Here is a 23,925-nt window from a genome sequence, read left to right as displayed (position 1 = left end):
GCTGATCAAAGTCCAACCGTAGGAAGATGGATACATGACAAAGGCAAGGCCCAACCTTGAACTTCTAACCTTGCTTCAGGAGTTCACCGTGGAAACGGAGCGCTACGTGGAGCAGGTCAGCAGCACACACGCACTGCACCGCACGGATTTAAATGCCCTGGCCTTTCTGGTGCAGGCGTCCCGATCAGAGGGCCCCGTGACTCCCGGACGGTTGGGTGAAGCACTGAATCTGAGTTCTCCAGCGACGACGGCACTGGTGGATCGGTTGGACCGTGCGGGCCATCTGACCCGGCGGCGCAGCGAAACGGACAGGCGGCAGGTACAGCTCAGCATGACAAGTCATGCCCGAGAGGTGGGCAGCGCCCTGTTCAGTCCGCTGGCCGCCCGTCTGGACGCGGCGCTGACGGACTACAGCCCGCAGGAGCGGCAATTGGCGGAGCGCTTTATGCGCGACATGGTGCGCGCAACCGTTCAGGCCCGGAGCGAGATTCCAGACCCGGGCCCTTTCCCCTCCGCCGAAACCCCACCAACTTCGGACCCACGCTCCGCCGAAACCCCACCAGCCCCGTGAAACCCGAGCAGAGTTGCTGGGGTTTAGCGGCCTAGATGCGGTTTCGGGAAGTGGGTTAGCGGCGGCCGCGCTTGCCCTGACCAGATCTTGAATTCCCGGACTTTGCACCGCCAGACTTCGCACCGGTCGACTTCGCACCAGAGGACCTCGTCCCGGATTTGCCACCGCCGGCGCCACGCTGGACTGCGGACTTTCCGCCAGTTCCCGCTTTGTCGCCTCGAACCTTTTTGGGGGCAGCATCTTGGGCAGCCTGCACCGAGGGTTGGCGCGAGCTCAGTGCCGACCGTCCGCGAACCACGCCAATAAACTCTTCGAGCACCGGATCGGGCTCCCCGGCCGGCCACGCCAGGCCGACCTGCGACGGTGCAATACCGGTTACCGGCCGATAGCGCAGGGTCTTGCGGCTGAACTGCCGGGCGACAGACATTGGCAGGATCAGGATGCCGGTTCCGGCTTCCACCAGGTCCAGGGCTTCGTCCAACGAGCCAATCGGCGGTAATGGAAGGCGGGTTCCCGAGTGGATTTCGTCCGAGATGTCGCGCCATTCGGGAAACAGTTCCGGGTCCTGCAGCAAATACTCGGCGGCCAGCTCCGTGACAGGCACCTCATCAAAAACGGCTACCTCGTGGTCCTTCGGTGCAACGACGACGGGAATTTCGGCATACAACGGAATCAGGCTCAGTCCCTCGCGATCCACCGGGAGCCGGACAAAACCCATGTCTGCCCTGCCGGTGTGCAGCACCCGCACCTGCTCGGCCTCGCTGACGGGTACGGCCACGAGGGGAACCTGAGGCATCCGTTCTTCCCATCGGCGGACCCATTTTCCGGGTGTGACCCCCGGCACAAAGGACACGGTCAATACACGGGATTCAGGCACGTGCTTACAGTAGCGCACCGGCGTGGGCCGCGACCCGGCACGGGCGGACGGAACCGGCACCCCGGCAACAGCCGCCATCAGGCATGAGGGCATGAGGGCATGAGGGCATCAAGTGCATCAGTGCATCAGGGAATCAGCAATCCTGTGCCAGCGGCTACTCTTGATTTATGAGTCCCGAAACCTCGCCGCAGGCCATGAAGCCGGCCACAGCCGCCAAGAAACTGGGAATTTACCTCCCCGCAGCCCCCACGGAATTCCGGGACAAAGACATCAGCCGCGAAGACTTTCAGGCCCTGCAGTCTTCCCCGCCCGAGTGGCTTGAAGAATTGCGGCGAAACGGTCCGCATCCCCGTCCGGTCGTGGCGCAGAAGCTGAACGTCTCGATCGGTGGCTTGACCCGTGGCGGTGTCACGGAACCGCTCACGACGGCGGACATCACAGCGCTGCTGCAAGCTCCGCCACCGTGGTTGGTCACCGAGCGTGCCGTGCATGCGAAGGCGCGCGAGGAGGCCAAGTTGGCCCGGAATCGTGACTCCGCACGCCGACCCCAAAGCTGACGGTCACGGATCTGTATCACGAAGTCCCAGCGGAACAGCGCACCCGGCGTTGTTGCGGGCGCCCTGCCTGCCGGACCCTGCGGCCCTACGCCCTACGCCCTACGCCCTACGCCCTACGCCCTACGCCCTACGCCCTACGCCGATGGTCAGTTGCCGATGCTCAGTTCCCGACCGGATAGGAGCGCCGATCGTCGGCTTCCACACATTGGGTATCTTCGACGGCGTGAACGTCGGAACTGCGGGCTGACTCGGCCGCCACGATGCGTGCGGCCGTGATCTGCCCCATCCGCACCGCTCCGTCCACGTGCTGGTATCCCTCCGCGGCGAGATCCGAACTGGACCAGTAGATCGGACCCACGGGTTTGCGCTGGTCCGCGCCATAACGATGCAGGCCGCCGAGGTCGTAGCTGGAGGCGTAGGCGCCCCGGGTCCATTCCTCGGAGCCCCAGTCGGACTCGTAGTAGACCTCCGGCGTCAGGGCCGCATCCCCGAGGAATCCAGCCAGTGAGTGCAGGATTTCCGCGCGGCGCTCGTCCGGGGAAAGCGAGAAGGCATAGTCAGCCTTTTCGTCGGAGATGAATCCCACCAGCGTCCCGCGGACGTCCTGGTGGTTCGTGTTGTCATAAACCTCCTGAACCAGCGAGGAGGCACTGAACCCGGTTCCGGAAAGTCCATCCGAGCGCCAGAATGGCGTGCTGTAGACGGCGTGGACCTTGATCACCAGACCCAGTGACTGATGCTGGTGCATCTGATGCTGGCGGCGTGGCAGTGGGGGCTCGAAAGATACGCGCGAGTACAGGTTCGGCGGCACCGCCATGATGGCGTAGCGGGCGTGCACCGTGGCGGCGTCGGACACGGCGGTGACACCGCTACCGGGTACGCTGACAGCGCCCGAGGTTCCGCTGCTGCTTCCGGCCGTACCGCCGTCGTCGGCCGTCTGCGCAGGCGCCCAGCGAAGGGTGCGGACTGGGGAATTGAGCACCACGTCCTCACCTATTTGCGCAGCCATCAGTTGGGAGACCTGCTGCATGCCGCCCACCACCCGTTTGTCCAGGATGAAATCCTCGTCGACGAGGTTGGAGAAAGAGCCAGCGGAAGCGGCCATCAACACCGCCTGCAGTGCTGAAAACGCGTGGGCGGGTTTGGTGAGCATGCCGCCGGCAATAAACAGGCCGATGTTGTTGCACGCCTCCTCATCATTGGAATACTGCCGGAGCCAAGCGTGGAACGAGACAGTATCCAGCTCACGGGCTTTGGGATGCGCCCACGGCTCTTCCGCGCCGATCTCCGCGGCCAGCGCGTCCAGTTTGGCGATCAGGGACTCCATTTCCCCTGCCGTCCGGGCCCCAACCGGAAACATGTCACCGGTAAAGCGGGTCCGCGTGCCGTCCGCGGCGATGTAGACCGAATCCCCGGTTCGGTACCGCTCGAACGTCTGCAGCCCCAGTTCGTCCAGCAGGCCGATCAGGCCCTCCTGGTCCGGGGAAACCCATTGTCCGCCGATTTCCAGCGTGGCGCCGTCGATGACGTTGGTCCAAGTACGCCCGCCGACCCTGTCGCGTGCTTCCAGTACTGCCACGCTCAGGCCGGCCTTCCGCAGCTGCCAGGCCGCGGTAAGGCCAGAAGGGCCGGCTCCAATGACGACGACGTCGCGTTCCAAGGTGCGCATGATGTCCTTCCCGTTGATCGGTCCTTGACCGGAGTGCCTAAATGAATTTCGTTCATTTCTTGTCGACTCTAGCGCCAAAGTGGCAATTGCGGAAGTGCCCCGGTGGAATAATGTCTGCCAGCGGCAGATTCCCGCACGTGCACGTTCGGCCACCAGCCAGCAGGAGACCATTGATGACCGCAGCTTTCCCGGCAGCGACGCAGCATGACGGCGCGGACTCTCCCCCGGCCCGGTCGCGCCGACAAGAACCGCCTGTTCCGCCGGTGATGCCACGGCGGCGCGCGGGCCGGCCGTCCAAGGCCGTCCTGGATACGGAACAGATCACCCGGGCCGCCCTGAAGCTCATCGAATTGCAGGGGTATAAAGGGCTCACCATGTCCGCGCTTGCACGCCGGCTGGGCGTCGCTCCCTCGGCGCTGTACAACCACGTAGCGGCCAAAGCGGATGTCCTGGTTTTGGTGGAGGACCATCTGATGGCGGGAGTGGATGTCAGCGGGTTCGCCACTCAATCATGGGAATCGGCCGTGCGTCGCTGGGCCTGGTCTTACCGCGATGTTTTTGCCCGGCATACCCCGCTGATCCCTGTGATCGCCGTCCTGCCTGTGACGAACGCGCCGCGCACCGTCACCATGTACGAGGCCGTCACGGCGGGGTTCGTGGCCGAGGGATGGCCGCAGGAACGGATAGTGGATGCAATCGTGGCGCTGGAATCCTTTATTTTTGGCTCCGCCTACGATGTCACCGCACCCGAGGGCATCTTCGACACCGGCGCTTTGGCCACCACCGCCCCACTGTTCAGCACCGCCGTCGGCCGGCGCACGGCAAGCGCGAATGGAGCCGGGGACGAAAAAGGGAATCGAGTCCTGGGACCCAGCGACAGCGCATTCTCGCTCGGCCTCGACGCGCTCATCAGTGGTCTGGCCGGCAGTTGGCCACGCACTCGAAGTTGAGCTGCCACGGCATCCAGGCGCTTTCGCCGGCAGCTTATTTTTCTCCCGAAAGGGGTAAAACGATTAGGAAGCGGGCAGGGCAGCATAGATAATGTAGCTAGGTCTCGGGGGAAACGACCCTGGGACGCCCTACCTGTCTTCCCGCGGTCAACCGCGGAGACAGCACCCGAAGGAGCCCGACGAAGCGTGTTTGTCAAGACTTTTGGCTGGTCGATGGCGATCTCCGTCGTCGCGCTGGTTATTGCTTTCCTTTACGGTGGCCCTAACGCCCTGATTCTTTGCGCCATTCTCGGCGTCCTGGAAGTCAGTCTCAGCTTCGATAACGCGGTGGTCAATGCCCGCATCCTCGAAAAAATGAGCGATTTCTGGCAAAAGATCTTCCTGACCGTCGGCATTGTTATAGCCGTGCTGGGCATGCGTGTCCTGTTCCCGCTTCTCATCGTCGGCGTGACGGCCAAACTGAATCCCGTTGAGGCCGTGAACCTTGCGCTTGAAAAGGGTGATGTCCACACCCCGGGATCTTACGGCTACCTGCTGCACGAAGCGCATCCGCAGATCGCGGCTTTCGGCGGTATCTTCCTGTTGATGATTTTCCTGGATTTCATGTTCGAGGAACGGGACATCCGCTGGCTCGGATTCCTGGAAAAGCCGCTGGCAAAGGTGGGCAAATTCAACAGCGCGGCGCTGGTCGTGGGGCTGGTTGCCTTGGTTGTATTCGCTCAGCTTGGTGGCGCGAAGCAGGGGCAGGTGCTGGTCTCCGGAATACTCGGGATGGTCGCCTACTTCCTTGTCACGGGGCTGGATTCGCTGTTCAACGTCGAGGACGACGGCGACCGGGAGATTGAGCCCGAAGAAGTGGAGGCCGCCGCGGCCAAGATCGCCGGCAACAAGGGTGCGGTGAAGGCAGTGGGAAAGGCCGCTTTCGCCCTTTTCCTCTACCTTGAAGTTATTGATGCTTCATTCTCCTTCGACGGCGTTATCGGCGCCTTTGCCATCACTTCCGATCCGATCATTATTGCCTTGGGTCTTGGTCTGATCGGCGCAATCTTTGTCCGCTCACTGACCGTTTACCTGGTCCGGCAGGGCACCTTGGACGAGTATGTTTTCCTGGACCATGGAGCGCACTGGGCGATCGGGGCTTTGGCGGTTATTCTTTTGCTCACGATCAGCATTGAAATCAGCGAGGTCATCACCGGGCTGATCGGTGTCGTCTTCATTCTCGCGGCCTTGCTTTCATCGATTGCCCGCAATAGGCGCCTGACCGGGGAGAAGGAATCCCCGGACGTTAGAGTTTCATCCTGAAAGACCGTTCCACACCGACAGAAGAGGCGGAAACCATGGCATTGAGTTTGCAAAAAGGCCAGTCTTTATCGTTGACCAAGAACGACGGCGGTGCCCTGACGAAAGTGCGGATGGGGCTGGGTTGGGACTCGGCCGCTCCCGTTAAGCGCGGGCTCTTCGGCCGCGCCAAGACGGCTGAAGTTGATTTGGATGCTTCCGCTATCTTCTTTGACGCAACCGCCAAGGCCGTGGACGTGGTCTGGTTTCAACAGCTTGCCAGCAAAGACCGCTCCGCCACGCATACCGGAGATAACCTCACGGGAGCTGGTGAGGGTGACGACGAAACGATTCTGGTGGACCTTTCGGCGGTATCGCAGGCCGTGACACAAATAGTGTTTGTCATCAGCAGTTACAGCCAGCAGACCTTTGACCAGGTGGAAAACGCCTTCTGCCGGCTGGTGGATGACTCTTCCGCCGGAACTCCGGAAGTGGCACGTTATCAGCTGACGGATTCCGGCAGCCACACCGCGATGATCATGGCCAAGGTTTCCCGCGAAGGTTCCGGCTGGTCATTCAAGGCCATCGGGGAGCGGGCCAACGGCCGCACCGCCATGGACCTCATCGGCCCGGCAGCCAAAGCCCTTTAGCCTCAATGGTCTCCAACTCACGGTCCCCTCAACTCCCGGATGTAAAGGAACCCCTCCAGTGGTAAGTCTTACCCTGACCAAAGGCAACAACCTGTCTCTCACGAAGGCCGATCCCGGTCTCCGGCGTGCGATGGTGGGTCTCGGCTGGGACCCCCGCACCACCAGCGGAGAGCCCTTCGACCTGGATGCCTCCGCGCTGCTGGTGGGATCCAATGGAAAAGTCCGGTCCCAGGACGACTTCATCTTTTACAACCAGCTTCAGACCAAGGACGGTTCGGTGGTTCACCAGGGCGATAACCGCACCGGCGAGGGGGAGGGCGACGACGAGCAGATCCTGATCGACCTGAGCCTGCTGGCGCCCGATGTGGAACGCGTTGTCATCGTAGTCTCGATCGACCAGGCGGACGCCCGGAACCAGAACTTCGGCCAGGTGCGCGATGCTTTCTGCCGGGTCGTCAACCAGGACTCCGAGCAGGAAGTGGTCCGTTATGACCTCAGCGAGGACGCCGCGGCCGAAACCTCGATGATCTTCGCTGAGATCTACCGCAACGGCGCAGAATGGAAGTTCAGGGCCGTGGGCCAGGGCTACGCCACCGGTCTGCATGGCATCGCCACCGATTTCGGCATTACCTTAAGCTGATTTGCCCGTTTCCAGACCTAATGTGAAGGAGTGGTTTCAATGGCAGGACTGACACTCGAAAAAGGGAACAATCTCTCCCTGACCAAGGCCGACCCTGGTTTGGCGCAGGCGCTGGTTGGTCTTGGCTGGGATCCGCGCACCACCAGCGGTGAGGCCTTTGACCTTGACGCTTCCGCCCTGCTGGTCGCGGCCGATGGGAAGGTTCGCTCGTCGGCGGATTTCATTTTCTACAACCAGCCGCAGGCAGCGGACGGCTCCGTGGTGCACAAGGGAGACAACCGTTCCGGCGAGGGCGCCGGTGACGACGAACAGATCCTGATCGATTTGACCAAGGTGGCTGCCGACGTCGAACGCGTTGTCATTGTTGTCTCCATCGACAAAGCCGATGCCCGGCGGCAGAACTTCGGCCAGGTCCGTGGCGCCTACTGTCGGGTGGTCAACGAAACCACGGACGATGAAATCGTCCGGTTCGACCTCAGCGAGGACGCCGCACCGGAAACGTCGATGGTGTTCGCGGAAATCTACCGCAACGGCGCCGACTGGAAATTCAAGGCCGTCGGCCAGGGTTACGCCACCGGGCTGGCAGGAATCGCCAACGACTTTGGCGTGGTCCTGGGCTGACCAGCCGCCCGCAGTAACCATGCGGCTGCCCGTGGCCCATGCGGCAGAGGGCGGCCGCCGCTACCAGTAGAACAGGCTTGTAAATCATGACTTCACCGCTGACTCCTCCGGACACCAATGACGCTGCCCTGGTGCTGCGGGCCCCCGACGCGCCGGCCATTGTGGAGCCCGACGACGCCCCGGGAATGGTTCCGGTTCCAGCCGAGCGGCAGGCGGAAATTGCCCGCCAGGCCCGCGATTTCGTTGCCGACATCGCCAAAATCGATCCGCGCAGCCCGGAGTTCACATCCAAAGTGGACGGCATCTCCAAGCTGGGCGGTTCGGAGATTACCGCGTCAAGTGGCTACTCCAGCCGCCTGTTGGAACGCTCCTCGACGTCCGTGGCCGGGGCCAAAAAAACCAAGAATAATGCGCAGATGTCCGTCGCCAACACCCTTGGCGAGCTTCGGTCCACAGTGGAGGACCTGACGCCGAACCAGGCGGACCTCGGCGTTGGCCGCAAGATCCTGGGCTTCATACCAGGTGGAAACAAACTGGCCAAGTACTTCCAGAAGTACGAATCCGCGCAGACCCAGCTGGACAAGATCATTAAGTCGCTGATGACCGGGCAGGACGAACTGCTCAAGGACAACGCTTCGCTGGCGGGCGAGAAGGTCCAGTTGTGGGAGACCATGCAGGGCCTCAGTGAGTATGCGGTCTTCGCCAAGGCCCTCGACGCCGCCTGCGTGGAGCGCATTGACCAGACCCGGGCGGCCGGGCGCATCGATGAGGCACAGAAGCTGGAGGCGGACGTGCTGTTTCCGATCCGCCAGCGCCACCAGGACATCCTGACCCAACTGGCGGTCTCGGTCCAGGGCTATCTGGCCATGGACCTGATCCGCAAGAACAACCTGGAACTGATCAAGGGTGTGGAGCGGGCCCGGACCACCACGATCTCGGCGCTGCGGACCGCCGTTATCGTGGCCCAGGCGCTGGCGAACCAGAAGATGGTATTGGACCAGATCGACGCCATCAACACCACCACGAACAACATGATCCTGAGCACCAGTGAGATGCTCAAGGACCAGACTGTGCGCATCCACGAACAGGCGTCCAGCTCCGGCGTCAGCGTCGAAACCCTGCAAAAGGCTTTCGACAACGTCTTTGCCACCATGGATGCGATCGATACATTCCGGTCCAAGGCGGCGCAGAACATGGAAGGGACTGTCCTCGCGCTGGAGTCGGGGCTGCAGAAAGCCAAGCCGTACCTGGACCGTGCCCAGCAGAATCAGACCGGCTAAAATTTCCCGTATCCACTAGTAGGCGGTCAACGGTGATTGGCAAGATTGTTGGTTCCCTGTTTAAGAACGCCCCGGCACCGCCGGGCGTCGTGGCGGCGAGCCATGAAGCAGAGGTGGAGTCGGAGGACGCGCAGACGGCGCGTGCCCTCGACGCACTCCGGTCCGAGGTCCGGCGGGCCGGTGCGCAGCTGCCCGCGCTGATTTCCTCACAGCTGCGGCAGGTCGACGACGTTCTGCGCACCGTCGTCGCCGCCGTCGCGGATCAGGGCGCGTCCACCGAGCAGCGGGTACTGCTCAGCGCGATCATCTGCAGCTATATCCCCACGCCGCTGCATGCGTTCCTGGCGCTCAGCGATAAGGAACGCGGCGCCGATTCCCGCGGGACGCAGCTTTTGGCCGAACAGCTGACTACTTTGGAAGCAATTTCACGGGACCTGCTGAACCAGGTCCGGGTCGGTGCCATTGCCGAGCTCTCCACGCATGGACGCTTCCTTAATGACAAATTCGCGCCCTCATCGCTGACCCTGGACGGCCGCTGATGGGGAACCTGGTGGCCGGGGCCAATGCGGCGCTGACGGCTGAAAATCCCGGACTGAAGACACTCTTGGTCGGACTGGGGTGGACCAGCGTCCACGGCAGGGGCCCGCAGGCGGAACTGGTGCCGCTGGCGGTAATGTGCAACGCGGCCGGGCTCGCCGTTTCGGACGACCATCTGGTCTTTTTCAACCAATTGGCCAGCCCGGACGGGTCTGTGATGTTCGCTGGGAATGAAGACCAGGAGCAGATCGACGTGGACCTGGGACTTGTGCCGGAGGAGGTCGCCAAGATTGCATTCATCGTTTACGTTGATCCGGAGATCCGGGGACCAGGGACGTTTTCGGCCGTGCGGCAGGCCTACATCCGGGTAGCCACCGGAGATAACCGTGAGCTCGTACGCTTCGATGTTCCCCTCAATCCAGGTGGGAACATCACCGCCATGATGTTCGGCGAACTGTACCGCCACCGCCAGGACTGGAAATTCCGGGCCCTCGGTCAGGGCTACACCACCGGACTCCGCGGTGTGGCCGCCGACTTCCGGATCGGCCTGTAGCCGGTGCCGCTGAACCGGTCCGGCACCCGTGCGGACCTTCGCTACCTGCGGCGACGGGTGAAGTCCGTCCCGTCGTCGCCCCAACCGTCCGCTGCGTCCCAGCCGGACCAGACGCGGCCCGTCGCCGAACCCTCCGCTAAGTCCCCGGGCGCCGGACTCAGCCTAAGCCGCCCTCAGAACAGCTCGCCCGCGGCGGACACCGGCACATCCACCGGCGCCGGACTCAGCCTAAGCCGCCCTCAGAACAGCTCGCCCGCGGCGGACACCGGCACATCCACCGGCGCCGGACTCAGCCTGAGCCGCCCTCAGAACAGCTCCCCCGCGGCGGACACCGGCAGATCCACCGGCGCCGGACTCAGCCTGAGCCGGACTCCGCCCGGCGCCACTTCACCGGGCACACGGCCGCACGCCCCAGCTTCTAACTCCGGGATGAATCCAGCCGCGGCCTCCGACACCGTCCTCAATGGCCGCGCGGACACTTCGGCTGGGCGGCTTTTCCCAGCGCCCGGCATCGCTGAAGTGAAGCAGTTGGACGGCGCCCATCCCGTGATCCGGCTTAACGCCCGGCAGTCCGCCGTCGGCAGTTTGATCATCACCGGAACGTCGGCCCTGGTCTGGGAAGGCAGCGATTTCACCACCGGCGCGCTCACCGTCGATGGCAGTTTTGCCGGCACCCCGATTGACACTTCCGGCCACCGGCCCCTGGTGGGATATGTCGAGGCGGATGCGGTGGTGGCCCTGCGGCATGTCCGCGATCTGCGGCGGGCCCTTTTCATCGGCCGCGGGCCGCAGCCGCTGGGAGTGCAGTTGTTCGACGGCGCCACGGCCAGCGTGGCGGCGCCCAACCACGACGGGATGTTTGTGCTGGCGCTGCTGCAGGTTGGCGGCTTGCTTGAACTGCGTGCCGAGGCGGTCCCGGCAGATTCGCCCGACGCCGCGCTCTGGCAGGAGTTCGGTTACACCATGACGGCCCGAGCTGCCCGGCAGCGGAACCGGAGCTGAGGATTTCCATGCGGCATTTCGCCTTCCTGTCCGAGGAACAGACCAGCCGGCTGTTCCACATCCGCCCACGGACCTTGAGCCCGGAATCCGACCCGGCATTGTTGGCCACCGCTTTGGGCGCCACCCTGTACTGCCCCGCGGACCGTCCGCAGCTGGCGGCGGACATTCGCAAACAGGCGCTGCGCGGCTGCATGAGCATGGTCCTGTGCCTGGAGGATTCCATCGCGGACAGTGCCGTTGACGATGCCGAAACCAACGTGGTTCAGACCCTGTCCCAGCTGCATCGCCGCATGTTGACAGCAGCGTCGGACAGCACCCCGGATTCAGCCCAGACGCCGCTGCTCTTCATCCGGGTCCGCACACCGGAGCAGATGGTGCGACTGGCGCAGCGCTGCGGCGAATCCTTGAACGTCCTGGCCGGGTTCGTGGCGCCAAAGTTTGAAAATGAGTCAGGCATCGCCCAGCAGTACATGGATGCTCTGCACCGGATCCACAACGAGCACGGCCAAGGCCGAACAAGCTCCCGCCGCCGGCTTCGGCTGATGCCCATCCTGGAATCCCCCGTAATGATCCATGCTGAAACCCGATCCGCTGCGCTGGCCAACATCCGTCGGGTTTTGCAGGCCAACCGGGAGGACATCCTGGCAGTTCGGCTCGGTGCCACGGATATGTGCAGCGCCTTCGGCCTTCGCCGCACCCGGGATCTGACCGTCTACGACGTGTCAGTGGTGGCGTCGATGATCGGCGACATCGTCAATCTGCTGGGACGGCCTGAGGACGGATTCGTGATTTCAGGTCCCGTCTGGGAGCACTACGCCAACACCGAGCGACTGCTTCGTCCCCTGCTGCGTGCCACTCCCTTCGCCGCGGCCGAGGACGTGGAACTGCGACAGCGCCTGCTGCTGGGGAACCTCGACTCGCTGATGCGCGAGATTGCTCTTGACCAGGCGAACGGCCTGTTGGGCAAGACCGTCATTCACCCCTCGCACGTGCCGCTGGTGCACGCCATGTCCGTCATCAGCCATGAGGAATACCTCGACGCCGGAGAAATCCTGGGCCAGGGCGACGGCGGGGCGAAGGCCTCGCCATACCGGAACAAGATGAATGAAATGAAGCCGCACCAGGGCTGGGCAGCGGCCACTGCGCGGCGGGCCGCCGTGTTCGGGGTGGCCGCCGAGAACATTACGTACGTTGACCTGCTGGAAGCGGGGATGTCATGAGTGGGCGCAGCTGGACCGGGGACTTCGTGCACCGGGAGCTGGGGGTGGCCATCGAAACGGACGCCGCCGCAAGTCTGATTCCGGTGCAGGAGCTGGTCGGCCTGGCATTGCGCCGGAACCCCAAGCGCGCGCATCTGCTGGTCTCGCGCGTCCTTGCCAAGCACGTCCCCACCGAACCCGCGCTGGCTCTGGCAGCTGGCGAACTGCTCGGTGTCCTCGTCGCCGAACAGCTCGACGCCGTCGCGGATGTGCCCGCCGATGCTGCCCGCATCCTGCAGGCCCGGAATTCTGCCGCGGAGCTTTCGTCCATTCTGCGTCAGGTCGACGACGCCAATCCTGGCTTCGCGGACGACGGCGGCGCGAACGGGAGCGGCCTGGACGGCGGCGCGAACGGCGGCGCGAGCGGTGGCGGCGGCGCGAGCGGGGGCGGCGGCGCGAGCGGGGGCGGCAATGGGAGAGTCGCGAACGGGGGCGGCCAGGGCCACCCGAATGCCGCTGGCGCAGGCGGGGGCGGCAATGGGAGAGTCGCGAACGGGGGCGGCCAGGGCCACCCGAATGCCGCTGGCGCAGGCGGGGGCGGACCGGGCAACCCTGACACCGCCGGCTGGAATCGAGTCACCGGCCGAACGATCCGGGATAGGCTGACCGCGCTCCGGCAGACCCTGGCGGGACTGCGGCGCAGTTGCCCTGAGATTGTGACCATTGGCTATGCCGAGACCGCCACCGGGCTGGGCCGCCTCGTCGCGGAGTCCATCGGCTCCTATTATCTGCATTCCACCCGACACCTCGCCGAAGACGCCGAAGCGTACGCCGGCTTTGAGGAAGGGCATTCGCACGCCACTGCACACCGGCTACTGCCCATGGACACCGTTCCGCTGAGACGGGGCGGAGCGGTGGTCTTGGTCGATGACGAGCTCAGCACGGGTTCCACCGTCATGAATACCATCCGGGAGTTGCATGCGGCGGACCCGCATCCGGCGTACGTCGTCGCGGCCCTGGTGGATCTCCGCAGTGACGAGGATCGATTCCGGCTGGACGGACTGGCCGCCGAGCTGGGCATAGATGTCCGGGTTGTCGCGCTGGGGACGGGACGCATCCAGCTTGAGGCGGACATTCTCGCCCGGACACAGAGCCTGCTGGACGACCTGCACCCGGTCGGATCCGTTGCCCCGCCGCCGTCCGCCGCGCCCACTTCCGAGGCTAGGCAACAACGTGGTCGGATCCGTTTCCTGCAGCCTGCAACGAGCTCTGTCACCCTGCTGCGCAGCGACCGGTTCGGCAACGCGGCATCCTCGGCAGGGGATGCCGAGCCAGCCGCGGCGGCCCTGGCGGGGCAAATCGCGGCACACCTCGGTGCCCACCCTGCGGTTCTGCCGGATTCCGGCACCGAACCCGTGGATCCGTCCATTCTGGTGCTGGGAACCGAAGAGTTCATCCATCTGCCCCTGCTGGTGGCACAGCAGCTCAGTGCGGAACTGCGAAATGCGCGGGTGCGCTTCTCCACCAGCACGCGGTCGCCCATAGTGCCGATGGACCGGCCCGACTATGCCGTAGCCACCGCCATAAATTTTTCCAGTCTCGACGCCACCGAGGACGGAGCCGGGACACGGTTTGCCTACAACCTCAGCCGGTCCGGCAGCCATTTCACAACCATCGTGCTGCTGCCCGAACCGGGAACCGACCGTACGGCCCTGACCGGGCCGGGCAGCATCACCGATGCCCTCAGCACCCTCTGCCGCCAGGTCGTCGTCGTCCTGCTTCCGCTGGCCGCATCCGCCCGGACGCCCCGAGCCACGGCGGCCACTCCGGTTCCAGGCCTCCCCCAACCCCTGACGGGCCCGCAGTTCGGCTCCTACCCGCCCGAGGACGTAAGCTGGCTGCTGAAGGACTTGGGCGATCTGGCCTTGGAGGCGCCGACGGCCCAGCGCGAACACGCAATCCAGACCGGGGCGGCCAATTACGCCGAGTCCCTGCCGGTGGAGTACACCCCGTCCGCTGAGTATCAGGAGCTGTACCGCGAAGCGCTGGCCCGCTCCTCCGCCCGGATTGCGGAGGCGGTGGGCGTCGTCACGGAACTCGCTCTGGCCGCACGGCGCCAGCGCCCTGTTTTTGTGTCGCTGGCGCGGGCCGGGACACCCGTCGGCATACTGATGCGGCGCTGGGCCCGGACGGTCCACGGCCTCGACATTCCGCACTACACCATGAGCATTGTCCGCGGTGTTGGCCTGGATCAGACTGCACTGCGATACCTGGCGCTCCGGCATGACCCGGCGCAGGTGATTTTTGTGGACGGCTGGACGGGGAAGGGCGCTATTGCGCGTGAGCTCTCCGCCGCGCTGCAGTCATTTGCGCAGACGGACGGCATCAGCTTCGGTGCCGATTTGGCGGTGCTGGCCGATCCGGGGCACTGCGCGGGCATCTACGGTACACGGGAGGATTTCCTGATCCCGTCCGCCTGCCTGAATTCCACCGTCTCCGGTCTGGTGTCGCGCACGGTCTATAACCGCGATTTCATTGCCCGGGACGATTTCCATGGCGCAAAGTTCTACCGGGAACTTGCCGACAGCGACGTTTCAACGGATTTCCTGGACGCGGTAAGCAGGCATTTTCCCGATGCCGTGTCCGCCGTCGAGCGCGGCCTGCGGCGGGCTGCGTCCGAGGACCGCTCGCCCAGCTGGACCGGATGGGACACGGTGCAGCGGCTGAGCCAGGAGTACGGCATCAACAATGTGAATCTGGTCAAGCCCGGCGTCGGGGAAACCACCCGGGTGCTGCTGCGCCGGGTGCCGTGGAAAGTGCTGGTGAACCCGGACGCGGGCACGGATATTGCCCATGTTTTGCTGCTTGCCGGGCAACGCGGTGTGGACATCGTGCCGGTGCCGGGGCTGCCCTACAGCTGCGTGGGACTGATCCACCCCGTGCTCACGAAGGGAGCTACTGGCGTGGATGGCAAGGCCGTGGTGGCCGCACTGTGAGGAGCACACCGTGAGATTCGCGCCGCGCTGTCGCGCCGTCAGGAGCGCGCCATGACGGCCGGCCACGTCGTCGTCGCCTGCGATCTGGACCGTACCCTGATCTATTCACCCAAAGCGTTCTGGCTGCAGACCCCGGACGAGCTGGCCCCTTCCCTCGTGGTGGTGGAGCTGTACCAAGGCCTTCCGATATCGTTTATGACCCTGACTGCGCAGCAGCTGCTGCGCAGTCTGGCGACTGAGGCGACCTTCGTGCCAGTGACCACCCGAACCATGGCGCAGTACCGGCGCGTGCAGCTGCCGGGACCACCGCCGGAGTATGCCGTCACGAGCAACGGAGGCGTACTGCTGTACCGCGGTGAACCGGATGCTTCCTGGCAGTCGCGGATCGCGCGCCGCACCGCCGCTGACTGCGCGCCACTGCCGGTGGTGCACGGTTTCCTGTCCGACCCTGCCTTCGGCGCCTGGATTCTCAACCTGCGCATCGCCGAAGACCGTTTCGTCTACGCCATAGTGGATCGCGAAACACTGCCCGCGGAATTTGTTCCTGCGCTGGAACAGCGTTGCCGCACGGTCGGCTGGCGGGTGTCGCTGCAGGGGCGGAAGCTGTATTGCGTGCCGGAACCGGTGAGCAAGCAGGCGGCAGTGGCGGAAGTACGACGGCGGACCGGCGCGGCTTTGGTGATCGCGGCTGGTGACTCGCTGCTGGATCAGCAGATGCTCGATGACGCCGACCTTGCCATCCGGCCGGCGCACGGGGAACTGGCGGAACTTGACTATCGCGGAGCGAATTTGCATGTCACCGCCCTCGGCGGGGTCCTGGCCGGAGCCGAAATCCTGCAGTGGATAGCAGAGCAGGTTTCCGAATCGGGTTCCGCACTGAAAAGCAGTGTGCTGGGCGGCTAACCTTTGTAGGGTGGAATAAGCGCGCAGGTAATTCAGCCGCCCGGAATCCATCACGCAAGGAGCACCCATGCCAATCAACCTCAGCCACGCCGCCATGCGCCTGGCCACCGGAGCCTTTATCCTGAATTCGGGCATCGGCAAATTGCATCTGGACCACGACAACGCCGAGGGCCTGAAGTCGATGGCGGCGAATGCCTTCCCGGCACTAAAGAACATGGAAGCCGACCAGTTCGGCAAGCTCCTGAGCCTGGGCGAAATTTCAGTCGGCGCAGCGCTGCTCACCCCTTTTATCCCCAGCCGGCTCGCGGGACTGGTATTGGCCGGGTTCTCCGCCTCGCTGTTGCGGATGTACTTCAAGACCCCTGCCCTGACCGAAGCGGACGGCATCCGCCCCTCACAGGCGGGCACCCCGGTCAGCAAGGACGTCTGGATGCTCGGCATCGCCGCAGCCCTGATTCTGGATCGTAAACACAAGACCACTTCCGTTTCCACCCCCGCGTGAGCGGTCCGGGGCGCATCGGCTACGCCTCGTGGTCGCGGCTCCGGGATACCGTCCAGTCAACATTCTGGCTCGTTCCGGCCGCGTGCGTCGTTATCTCCATTGCGCTGGCCATTGGCCTGACCGCACTCGATCATTCACTTGCAGGCCGGGGCGGGGGGTCGTTCCTTTTTCCCGGACCGCCCGAGGCCGCCAGGGCATTCCTTTCCGCCATTACTGGTGCCATGATCTCGTTCACCGGGCTGGTTTTCTCCATCACCATCGTGGTGCTCCAGCTGACCAGCGGCCAGTTCTCACCACGTGTGCTGCGCATTTTCCTCCGTGACCGAACCGTCCGTTATGCCCTTGGTATCTTCATTGCCACCTTCGTCTTCGCCATGGTGGTCCAGCGGGCAGTGCTGGGGACCAGCGCGCATGAAGGATTCGTCCCGCGGATCGCGGTGAGCGTGGCCTTCGGATTTGTACTCGCCAGTGTAGGCCTCTTCATCGGCTACCTTGCCAGGATCTCCAACATGATCCGGGTTTCCACGATTCTGGCCGAAATCGGCGCCGAGGCGCGTTCGACGCTGGACCGGCGCTATCCGGCCGAAACGGACTCAGAGCCGGCCAACGGACAGACTGCCGCGCCCGAAACGGGGCGGGAGCGGGCCATCCCGCAGGCCACCGCGGAAGAAACGGAGCCGGCCCTCCCGGAGACCGTCGCGGAAGAAACGGAGCCGGAGCCGGCTCCCGGGCCTGCGTGGACTGTTGCCGCGCCCAGGGCCGGAGTGGTGGTGTCGGTCAACGAGTCAGCGCTCGTTCGGCTGGCCGCAGAGGCCAGCTTGGAACTGAAGCTCACGCTGCGGGTCGGCGACTTCCTCCCCGCCAACGCAACCTTGTTCGCGGTCAGTCCTGCACCCGGTTCACAACGGCCCGATCCGGACCGGCGGCGCGAACTTCAAGCGGAGATCCTCGCGCACCTCGCGCAAGACCATGAACGCACTACCGAACAGGATCTGGCCTTCAGCTTCCGGCAGTTGGTGGACATCATTGAACGGGCACTGTCACCAGCTGTGAACGATCCCACCACCGCCTGCCAGGGGCTGGACGTGCTGCACGACCTGCTCCGACAGCTGGGCAGCCGCCACCTGCCGACTGGGCGCTGGCTGGACGACGACGGCGTTCTGCGTCTGACCGTCCCGCAGTACAGTTACGCGGACTTCCTCGACCTGGCCGTAGGGGAAGTTTGGCACTATGGATCTGACGCCGCGCAGGTGCCGGCCCGGCTGGTTTCGCTGCTGGCCGACCTGAACCATTCTGCACTGCCGGTTCACCTCGACGTCGTCCGCCGTTGGGCACGCACCATCGGTGCGGAAACGACGCAGGGAGCCACGCCGCTCGCTCCGAATAGTGCGCTGCCAGGCAATCCGCTGCCAGCCAGTGCGCTGCCAGGCAGTCCGCTCCCCGCTCAGACCGGAGGGGAAGGCAAGCCGCGGATATAGGCAGCCTGTCCGGCGTGTTTCAGGCAATCGCCCACGACGCTGATCAGCCGCACTCCCAATGTCACGGGAGGATCCCACCGCTCATCCACTATCCGGTCCAGATCAGCGGCGCCGAGACTGCGCACAAATCCCAGCGTCTGGTCCGCCACCGCCCGGTGGTAGTCCAGCAGCAATGTTCCGGAGTCAACGGTGACGGCGGAAACCTGGCTGGCACTGTGCCCGTAGCCGGTATCCGCCACGCTGAGCCTAAATCCGAAACGGTCCACGAAACCGCCGGCGGTCCAAACCTGCTCCTGTCCGGAAACTTCCGCCACGTGGTCATCCTGCACACGGGTTAGGTGCCAGATCAGCCAGCTGATTGAATTGCCGCTTCCCCCGGGTCTGCGGTTGAGGTCATCCGGGCCCAACGTGTCCAGCACGGAGACAACGGAATCAGAAATCCGGCGAAAGGCATCGCTGAGCAACTCGGAAGGCAACATGTCTGCCATGCTCTCACGCCATTCGGACACGGGGAAGACACCAGGCAGGGGGTGCCCGGGCTATCATGCAGTTAACACCCGCGCCTAACACGCGCATCTTTATCTGCATCGACAAGAGCCACGGAGATTCCCATTACGGACGAAACCGCCCAGCACGACGTATATTTCGGCAGCCCTGCCCTCGGCGACGACCGCGACCTGGTTGAAGAGACCTCCCCTGCCGCCGTCGTGCGGCTGACCAACCGGCCGGACGTCATTCAGTATCAGGGCCGCTATGCACTTCGGAACTTGGACCGCACCCCGTACCAGGCCATCGTGGAGGATCTGCTGTTTATCCGCGCTGCGCTGGAGGATGCGGGGATCACCTACCTGCTGGTGCGCGGCAATAACGAACGCCCGGTGATTGCGGTGGACTGGAAGTCGCGCAAAAAACTGCGCCGGGCGTTGGCCGCGGCCTGCGTGAACGAGCCGTTCTACGCGATTACGGTCGACGCAAAGAAAAAGTCCTCGCTGCTGGTGGCGGACGGCGAACTGGCACGCAACCGGAAGGCGCGCATCCTGCGGCTTTACCGTCCCCGGGTGGAACCTGAAGGCGGGCTGGCATACGGTCCGTCGCTGGGTGTCCAGCTGGAACTGTGGAGCTTTGAGGGCGAAACCCTGGTACTGCCGATGGAGAATTCCCTGACCCGGCGCATCCTGCCCAACGCGGAGGCGGTGCGCGGTACGGTGGAACGTTACGGCCACCAATGGCCCACCATCGAGAACATGTTCGCCGACCATGCCACGGACATCCGCTTTGACATCGATCTGGTGTTCAGTTGGGTTGACGGCAGCTCGCCGGAATACCAGGCCGCCCGCCTGGCCCGGCAGACCGGCGTCGTGCTCGGTGAAGGCGACGACAACGAGGCCCGTTTCCGCCAAATCGACGAACTCAAGTACGCGCTGCGCTCCATCTATATGTACGCCCCGTGGATCCGGCGGATTTTTATCGCCACCGACTCCCCGGTGCCGGCCTGGCTGGCCGACCACCCCACCGTGACAGTGGTGCGCAGCGAGGAGTTCTTCGCGGACCCGTCGGTGCTGCCGACCCATAATTCACAGGCGGTGGAGTGCCAGCTGCACCACATTGAGGGCTTGGCCGAGCACTTTCTGTATTCCAATGACGACATGTTTTTTGGCCGGCCGGTCAGCCCCGATATGTTCTACACCCCGGGCGGGATCACCAAGTTCATCCAAGCCGATACCCGGATCGGTCTGGGTGAGAACGCCGCAGAGCGAAGCGGCTTCGAAAATGCGGCGCGGGTCAACCGCAAACTGCTGTGGAACAGGTTTGGCCGGATCACCACCCGGCATCTGGAGCATGCCGCCGCGCCGCTGCGCCGCAGCGTGATGTTGGAGATGGAACGGGAGTTTCCAGCCGAATTTGCCGCCACGGCCGCGAGCACCTTCCGCGCCGCTGACAATATATCGGTAACCAACTCGCTGTATCACTACTACGCGCTGCTCACCGGCCAGGCCGTCACCCAAACCGATGCTAAGGTCCGCTACATCGACACCACCATGCGCTCGGGCCTGACCTATCTTCCCCGGCTGCTGGCCAAACGGAATGTTGACTTCTTTTGCCTCAACGATGGCAGCTTCCCGGAGGTCGCCGCGGATGAACGGGCCGTGCTGGTGACGGACTTCCTGGAGAAGTACTATCCGATGAAGGCGCCCTGGGAACAGTAGGTGCAGACCTTCCTTCCGTACCCGGATTTCGCCCGCTCAGCCGCGACGCTGGACCGGAGCCGGTTGGGCAAGCAACGGGTGGAAACGCTGCAGATCCTGCGTGCCCTGGTGATACCCGACTACGGCTGGCGCTCCCACCCGGCCGTTCGGATGTGGATGGGCCACATCCCGGCACTGACGCTGTATGGCGTCGCGATGGCCGATGAATGGACCGACCGGGGCGGAGCGGACAGCACGAAGGGGAACATCATCGAATTCGCACCACAGGCGTCGGAACCGGGCGCGGTGATGCCGCCCTGGCTGGGCGATCCCGACGTGCATCGCAGCCACCGCTCCAACCTGATCCGGAAGGCGCCGGAATTTTACGGCCCGCTGTTTGCGGACGATCCCGGTGTACTGGACTATGTCTGGCCGGAACCCCCCACGGTGATCCTGCCCCGAGACCCCGAAGCGGAGCGGATCTGGGTTCTGCGGATGGCGACCGGGAACGCCGGGGACGCCGGCAACCTGGACCCTGCCGATGGCATCGAGGGCGAGACGTTGGAGCACATTCCGCTGGCCCGGCTGGCACCCAATGGACGCTCCTCGCCGAAGTGGCAGCGCCAGGTGTCAGCGTTCATCTCCTCGATGGCGGCGGGCGATACGGTGGCGGTTCCGCTGCAGGGAGGCCTGCGGTTCGCGGCCGGCATCATCACCGGTCCCACCGAGGAAACCAGTCCCGGCTTGCTGACACGCCCGGTCGATTTCAGCGGCCTGCTGGAGCGCTCCGCCTTCCGTTTTCCGGCCTTGCTGCAGGATCCGCGCAGCCTGTTCCCCGTCCCCGCTCCGGCACTCGGCGCGATCCGTAAGTCTTAGGGCCAGATGAGCGCGGCGGTCACCGTTCAGCGCGAGGTCACGATCGAATTCCGGGCCTCGGTCTTGGCCCCAGCGGTACGCCCGACGCTTTCGGGTATGTGGATGCCCGCCGCGGTCAGCCGCCGCTGAGTCTCCGCCGCGCTCACCTGCTCTCCCACGGTCGGGGCACTGCCCAATGGAACTACCGAATGGACCACGGTGTGCTCGTAAACATGCACCAGATTGAAGGCCTGCGCGCCGTCCTGACCCCGTGTGCCACCGACCGGAACGTTGAGGTCCTGGGTGTAGCAGGCCGCCGAAGCTACGGACACCAAAATGCCGGCAAACATTGCCGTGGTCGAATAATGCAGGTGGCCGGCCAGGATGGTGCGCACATCTGATCCGCGCAGCACCTTCGCCAGCGCGGGCTGTCCCCGCAGCTCCACCAGTACGGCCAGGTCCAGCACACTGGGCACCGGCGGATGGTGCAGGGCCAGGATCGTCCCGTCCGGCGCCGGCGTGGCCAGTTCGCCGGCCAGCCATTCCAGCTGCGCGTCGCTGAGTTCGCCATGATGGAAGCCCGGCACCGAGGTATCCAGAGTGATGATCCGCAGACCATTGAGATAGTACGTCCGGTCCACCGGTGTGGTGTCGGCCGGCTGGTCCAGCAGGCCGGCGCGGAAGTGCGCCCGATTATCGTGGTTACCCATCGCCCAGATGATTTCCGCACCCATGGCGCGGCAGGCCGGTTCCAATATGGCCCGGAGCTTGGCATAGGCGGCCGGATCCCCTTTGTCCGCCAGGTCCCCCGTCAGGATGACCGCCTCCGGTCTGGCTCCTGAGGCCTGGACCTCTGTCAGCAATTGCCGCAGCCGGGCCTCACTGTCAACCACTCCGTGCAGCGGATCAGAACCGCCCACCAGATGGGTATCGCTTAGATGTAGTAAGAAATGGCGTGGCCGGGGGTGTTCGGCCTCGATGAATTCCATTACAGCCTTTGTGGTTGGGTGGAAGCGGTGCCTCCAGTGTCCCTCTCAGTAGTACCCATCCAACCAGACAACAGCCGAACGCAGGGGAAACTCCGGTCGGCATGTTGGAAAATCATCCAGTGAGCACTTCATGCTCGTCTCAGCGCTGTATTGCGCACGAACCGCTCACTGGATCCGAAGGGGTCGGGCGATCCGAAGAAAGCGGGGTCGGGCGATCCGGCCTTACTCGGTCGTGTCGCGGCCCGGGCGCCACAGCAGCGTCAGCCCCAGGGCGACAACGCTCAGCAGCAGCATCACTACCACCATTCGCCCCCAATTGGCCGGGCTCACGCCGCTGCCGTAGAAGATTCCGATCATCACTGTTGCGGAGATGGCGCCCAGGTAGCGGAAAGTCTGGAAGATTCCAGCCGCCACTCCCCGATCCTGCGGTCGTGCCGACACGAACATCCCCTGATTGGAGGCGATGCTGACCACGCTGTAGGGGATGCCCATCAGCGCGGTCAGGCCCAAAACCAGCGGAATGGCCGCGGATAGTGTCAGCAGTCCGAGCACCCCGGCGGCAACTCCAAGGGCGACGACGCCGGCAATCATCACCCTGCGCACACCCCAACGGTCAATGGCGCGCACGGCGAAAGGCGTGGCGACCACAGAAACGGCGGCGAGCGGCAGCATCAGTACCCCCACCACACCGGCGCTGTAACCGGCGGACTGTTGCAGAAGTTGCGGCAATCCGAAGAAGGCGAAGTAATAAACGCCATTGAAAACCGCAAAGCTGACGTAGACCAGCAGCAGCGGTCTGTTCCGGCCCAACAGCCGCAGGTTCAGAAAGGGTGTGCGGGTCCGCAGTTCACGCCAGGCAAAAAGACCGGCGACGGCGGTTCCGGCCGCCAGCAGCAGCCACCGGAGTCCTGGCAACACATCCAGCAGCGACATCATTACCAACACGAGCGCCCCAACGAAGGACAGGATGCCGGGTATGTCCGAGTCGCGCAGCAGTTGGCGGAACGGACCTCGTTCGCGTTCGCCGTCGGCCGGAGCGAAACGGCGGACGGCCAGCAGCGCGGCGGCGGCCAGTGGAACGTTGATGTAGAACAGCGCTTGCCAGCCCACCAGACTCACCAGCAGACCGCCGACGACGGGGCCGATGGCAGCGCCGGCGGTATTGGCCATTTGAATATGTCCGAGCGGACGGACGGGGCTGATGCCGGCCTGTCGGCACAAGACGGAGACCATCACCACCGCACTGGGGAACGCAGTCGCCGTTCCCACCGCCATGAAGACCCGGGCTATGCAGACCAGGGTGAAATTGGCGGAGAACGGAGCCAGCGCACAGGTCACGCCCACCAGCACCATGCCGAAACTGAACAGACGCCTGGGGCCAAACCGGTCCGCCAACCGCCCCATCAGGGGCTGGGCGGCAGCGGAGGCCAGGTAGAAAGCCGTGATGACCCAGGTGACTGTGGCCACATCCAAATGGAAATCGCCGCGCAGCACCACCAGGGCCACGGCGATCATGGATGAGTTCAGTGGATTCAGTGCCGTGCCAAGGCTCAAGGCGGTGGTGGCGAGTCCCGTGGCCCGTGAAGTGGTCATTGCATCAGTCTTCCCGGCCGGGGCCGGGCGTCCTAATGA

The 23,925-nt window shown here is 64.3% G+C and carries 23 protein-coding genes; 18 read left to right on the top strand and 5 right to left on the bottom strand.

Translation table 11 applies throughout. The features are described 5' to 3' along the window. The first annotated feature begins 34 nt into the window (after nucleotides 1-34). A complete protein-coding gene (locus IV498_RS01660; protein WP_269044819.1) occupies nucleotides 35-571 on the top strand; it encodes a MarR family winged helix-turn-helix transcriptional regulator in 537 nt (178 codons plus the stop codon). Nucleotides 572-626: 55 nt separating this feature from the next. Here the strand turns inward: IV498_RS01660 and IV498_RS01655 are convergent, their stop codons facing one another. Beyond that, nucleotides 627-1,415: a LysR family substrate-binding domain-containing protein gene (locus IV498_RS01655; RefSeq protein WP_442951259.1), complete on the bottom strand. Its 789-nt coding sequence runs from the start codon at nucleotides 1,413-1,415 to the stop codon at nucleotides 627-629. A 227-nt stretch (nucleotides 1,416-1,642) separates the two neighbouring features. Between IV498_RS01655 and IV498_RS01650 the strand changes: the two genes are divergently transcribed. Beyond that, on the top strand, nucleotides 1,643-2,005 hold the full coding sequence (locus tag IV498_RS01650; RefSeq protein ID WP_269044891.1) for a DUF5997 family protein: 363 nt from the start codon (nucleotides 1,643-1,645) through the stop codon (nucleotides 2,003-2,005). A 160-nt stretch (nucleotides 2,006-2,165) separates the two neighbouring features. On the opposite strand, the gene IV498_RS01645 is transcribed toward IV498_RS01650, so the two are convergent. Further along, nucleotides 2,166-3,674 carry a flavin monoamine oxidase family protein gene (locus IV498_RS01645; protein WP_269044817.1) on the bottom strand — a complete coding sequence of 503 codons (1,509 nt, stop codon included), beginning with the start codon at nucleotides 3,672-3,674 and terminating at the stop codon, nucleotides 2,166-2,168. A 266-nt stretch (nucleotides 3,675-3,940) separates the two neighbouring features. Here IV498_RS01645 and IV498_RS01640 point away from each other — a divergent pair, with 266 nt between their 5' ends. The 14 genes from IV498_RS01640 to IV498_RS01575 all read left to right on the top strand — a co-directional run bounded on the left by IV498_RS01640 (nucleotide 3,941) and on the right by IV498_RS01575 (nucleotide 18,263). Continuing rightward, the gene (locus IV498_RS01640) at nucleotides 3,941-4,624 is read left to right on the top strand and encodes a TetR/AcrR family transcriptional regulator (protein ID WP_269044890.1); all 684 of its coding nucleotides are present in this window, start codon (nucleotides 3,941-3,943) and stop codon (nucleotides 4,622-4,624) included. A gap of 186 nt (nucleotides 4,625-4,810) precedes the next feature. Next, complete coding sequence (locus IV498_RS01635) at nucleotides 4,811-5,926, top strand: DUF475 domain-containing protein (protein ID WP_269044816.1); 1,116 nt, start codon at nucleotides 4,811-4,813, stop codon at nucleotides 5,924-5,926. A 35-nt stretch (nucleotides 5,927-5,961) separates the two neighbouring features. Next, nucleotides 5,962-6,552 carry a TerD family protein gene (locus tag IV498_RS01630; RefSeq protein WP_269044815.1) on the top strand — a complete coding sequence of 197 codons (591 nt, stop codon included), beginning with the start codon at nucleotides 5,962-5,964 and terminating at the stop codon, nucleotides 6,550-6,552. Nucleotides 6,553-6,610: 58 nt separating this feature from the next. After that, entirely contained in the window at nucleotides 6,611-7,192 is a 582-nt protein-coding gene (locus tag IV498_RS01625; protein WP_269044814.1) for a TerD family protein, read from the top strand. Between the two features lie 39 nt (nucleotides 7,193-7,231). Beyond that, on the top strand, nucleotides 7,232-7,813 hold the full coding sequence (locus IV498_RS01620) for a TerD family protein (protein WP_269044813.1): 582 nt from the start codon (nucleotides 7,232-7,234) through the stop codon (nucleotides 7,811-7,813). A gap of 86 nt (nucleotides 7,814-7,899) precedes the next feature. Continuing rightward, complete coding sequence (locus IV498_RS01615; protein ID WP_269044812.1) at nucleotides 7,900-9,093, top strand: toxic anion resistance protein; 1,194 nt, start codon at nucleotides 7,900-7,902, stop codon at nucleotides 9,091-9,093. A gap of 32 nt (nucleotides 9,094-9,125) precedes the next feature. Continuing rightward, nucleotides 9,126-9,632, top strand: coding sequence for a hypothetical protein (locus IV498_RS01610; protein WP_269044811.1), 507 nt, complete (start codon nucleotides 9,126-9,128; stop codon nucleotides 9,630-9,632). Then, nucleotides 9,632-10,183, top strand: coding sequence for a TerD family protein (locus tag IV498_RS01605; RefSeq protein WP_269044810.1), 552 nt, complete (start codon nucleotides 9,632-9,634; stop codon nucleotides 10,181-10,183). The genes IV498_RS01610 and IV498_RS01605 overlap by 1 nt, the downstream gene beginning before the upstream one ends. A gap of 3 nt (nucleotides 10,184-10,186) precedes the next feature. After that, nucleotides 10,187-11,185, top strand: coding sequence for a hypothetical protein (locus tag IV498_RS01600; RefSeq protein ID WP_269044809.1), 999 nt, complete (start codon nucleotides 10,187-10,189; stop codon nucleotides 11,183-11,185). Nucleotides 11,186-11,193: 8 nt separating this feature from the next. Continuing rightward, nucleotides 11,194-12,405, top strand: a complete 1,212-nt coding sequence (locus IV498_RS01595; protein ID WP_269044808.1) for an HpcH/HpaI aldolase/citrate lyase family protein — start codon at nucleotides 11,194-11,196, stop codon at nucleotides 12,403-12,405. After that, nucleotides 12,402-15,380: a phosphoribosyltransferase domain-containing protein gene (locus IV498_RS01590; RefSeq protein ID WP_269044807.1), complete on the top strand. Its 2,979-nt coding sequence runs from the start codon at nucleotides 12,402-12,404 to the stop codon at nucleotides 15,378-15,380. The genes IV498_RS01595 and IV498_RS01590 overlap by 4 nt, the downstream gene beginning before the upstream one ends. 51 nt (nucleotides 15,381-15,431) lie before the next feature. Then, on the top strand, nucleotides 15,432-16,283 hold the full coding sequence (locus tag IV498_RS01585) for an HAD family hydrolase (RefSeq protein WP_269044806.1): 852 nt from the start codon (nucleotides 15,432-15,434) through the stop codon (nucleotides 16,281-16,283). Nucleotides 16,284-16,350: 67 nt separating this feature from the next. Then, a complete protein-coding gene (locus IV498_RS01580; protein ID WP_269044805.1) occupies nucleotides 16,351-16,785 on the top strand; it encodes a hypothetical protein in 435 nt (144 codons plus the stop codon). Then, a complete protein-coding gene (locus IV498_RS01575) occupies nucleotides 16,782-18,263 on the top strand; it encodes a DUF2254 domain-containing protein (protein WP_269044804.1) in 1,482 nt (493 codons plus the stop codon). Before IV498_RS01580 ends, IV498_RS01575 begins: the two co-directional genes overlap by 4 nt. Here IV498_RS01575 and IV498_RS01570 read toward each other — a convergent pair. Continuing rightward, entirely contained in the window at nucleotides 18,230-18,751 is a 522-nt protein-coding gene (locus IV498_RS01570; protein WP_330059137.1) for a mycothiol transferase, read from the bottom strand. The two genes, IV498_RS01575 and IV498_RS01570, sit on opposite strands and share 34 nt — an antisense overlap. A gap of 117 nt (nucleotides 18,752-18,868) precedes the next feature. On the opposite strand from IV498_RS01570, the gene IV498_RS01565 reads away from it, so the two are divergent. Together IV498_RS01565 and IV498_RS01560 are read left to right on the top strand one after the other, a co-directional pair. Beyond that, nucleotides 18,869-20,470, top strand: a complete 1,602-nt coding sequence (locus IV498_RS01565; protein ID WP_269044888.1) for a stealth family protein — start codon at nucleotides 18,869-18,871, stop codon at nucleotides 20,468-20,470. After that, nucleotides 20,471-21,325, top strand: a complete 855-nt coding sequence (locus IV498_RS01560; RefSeq protein WP_269044803.1) for an MSMEG_6728 family protein — start codon at nucleotides 20,471-20,473, stop codon at nucleotides 21,323-21,325. Between the two features lie 26 nt (nucleotides 21,326-21,351). Here the strand turns inward: IV498_RS01560 and IV498_RS01555 are convergent, their stop codons facing one another. After that, nucleotides 21,352-22,293: a phosphodiesterase gene (locus tag IV498_RS01555; RefSeq protein ID WP_269044802.1), complete on the bottom strand. Its 942-nt coding sequence runs from the start codon at nucleotides 22,291-22,293 to the stop codon at nucleotides 21,352-21,354. Between the two features lie 222 nt (nucleotides 22,294-22,515). After that, a complete protein-coding gene (locus IV498_RS01550) occupies nucleotides 22,516-23,886 on the bottom strand; it encodes an MFS transporter (protein ID WP_269044801.1) in 1,371 nt (456 codons plus the stop codon). Nucleotides 23,887-23,925 lie beyond the last annotated feature (39 nt).

The sequence above is a fragment of the Paenarthrobacter sp. Z7-10 genome (genome assembly GCF_026932795.1).
Taxonomy (GTDB): Bacteria; Actinomycetota; Actinomycetes; order Actinomycetales; family Micrococcaceae; genus Arthrobacter_M.
Note: the sequence above shows the minus strand (reverse complement) of the source record. Positions and strands in the feature narration are given on the sequence as shown.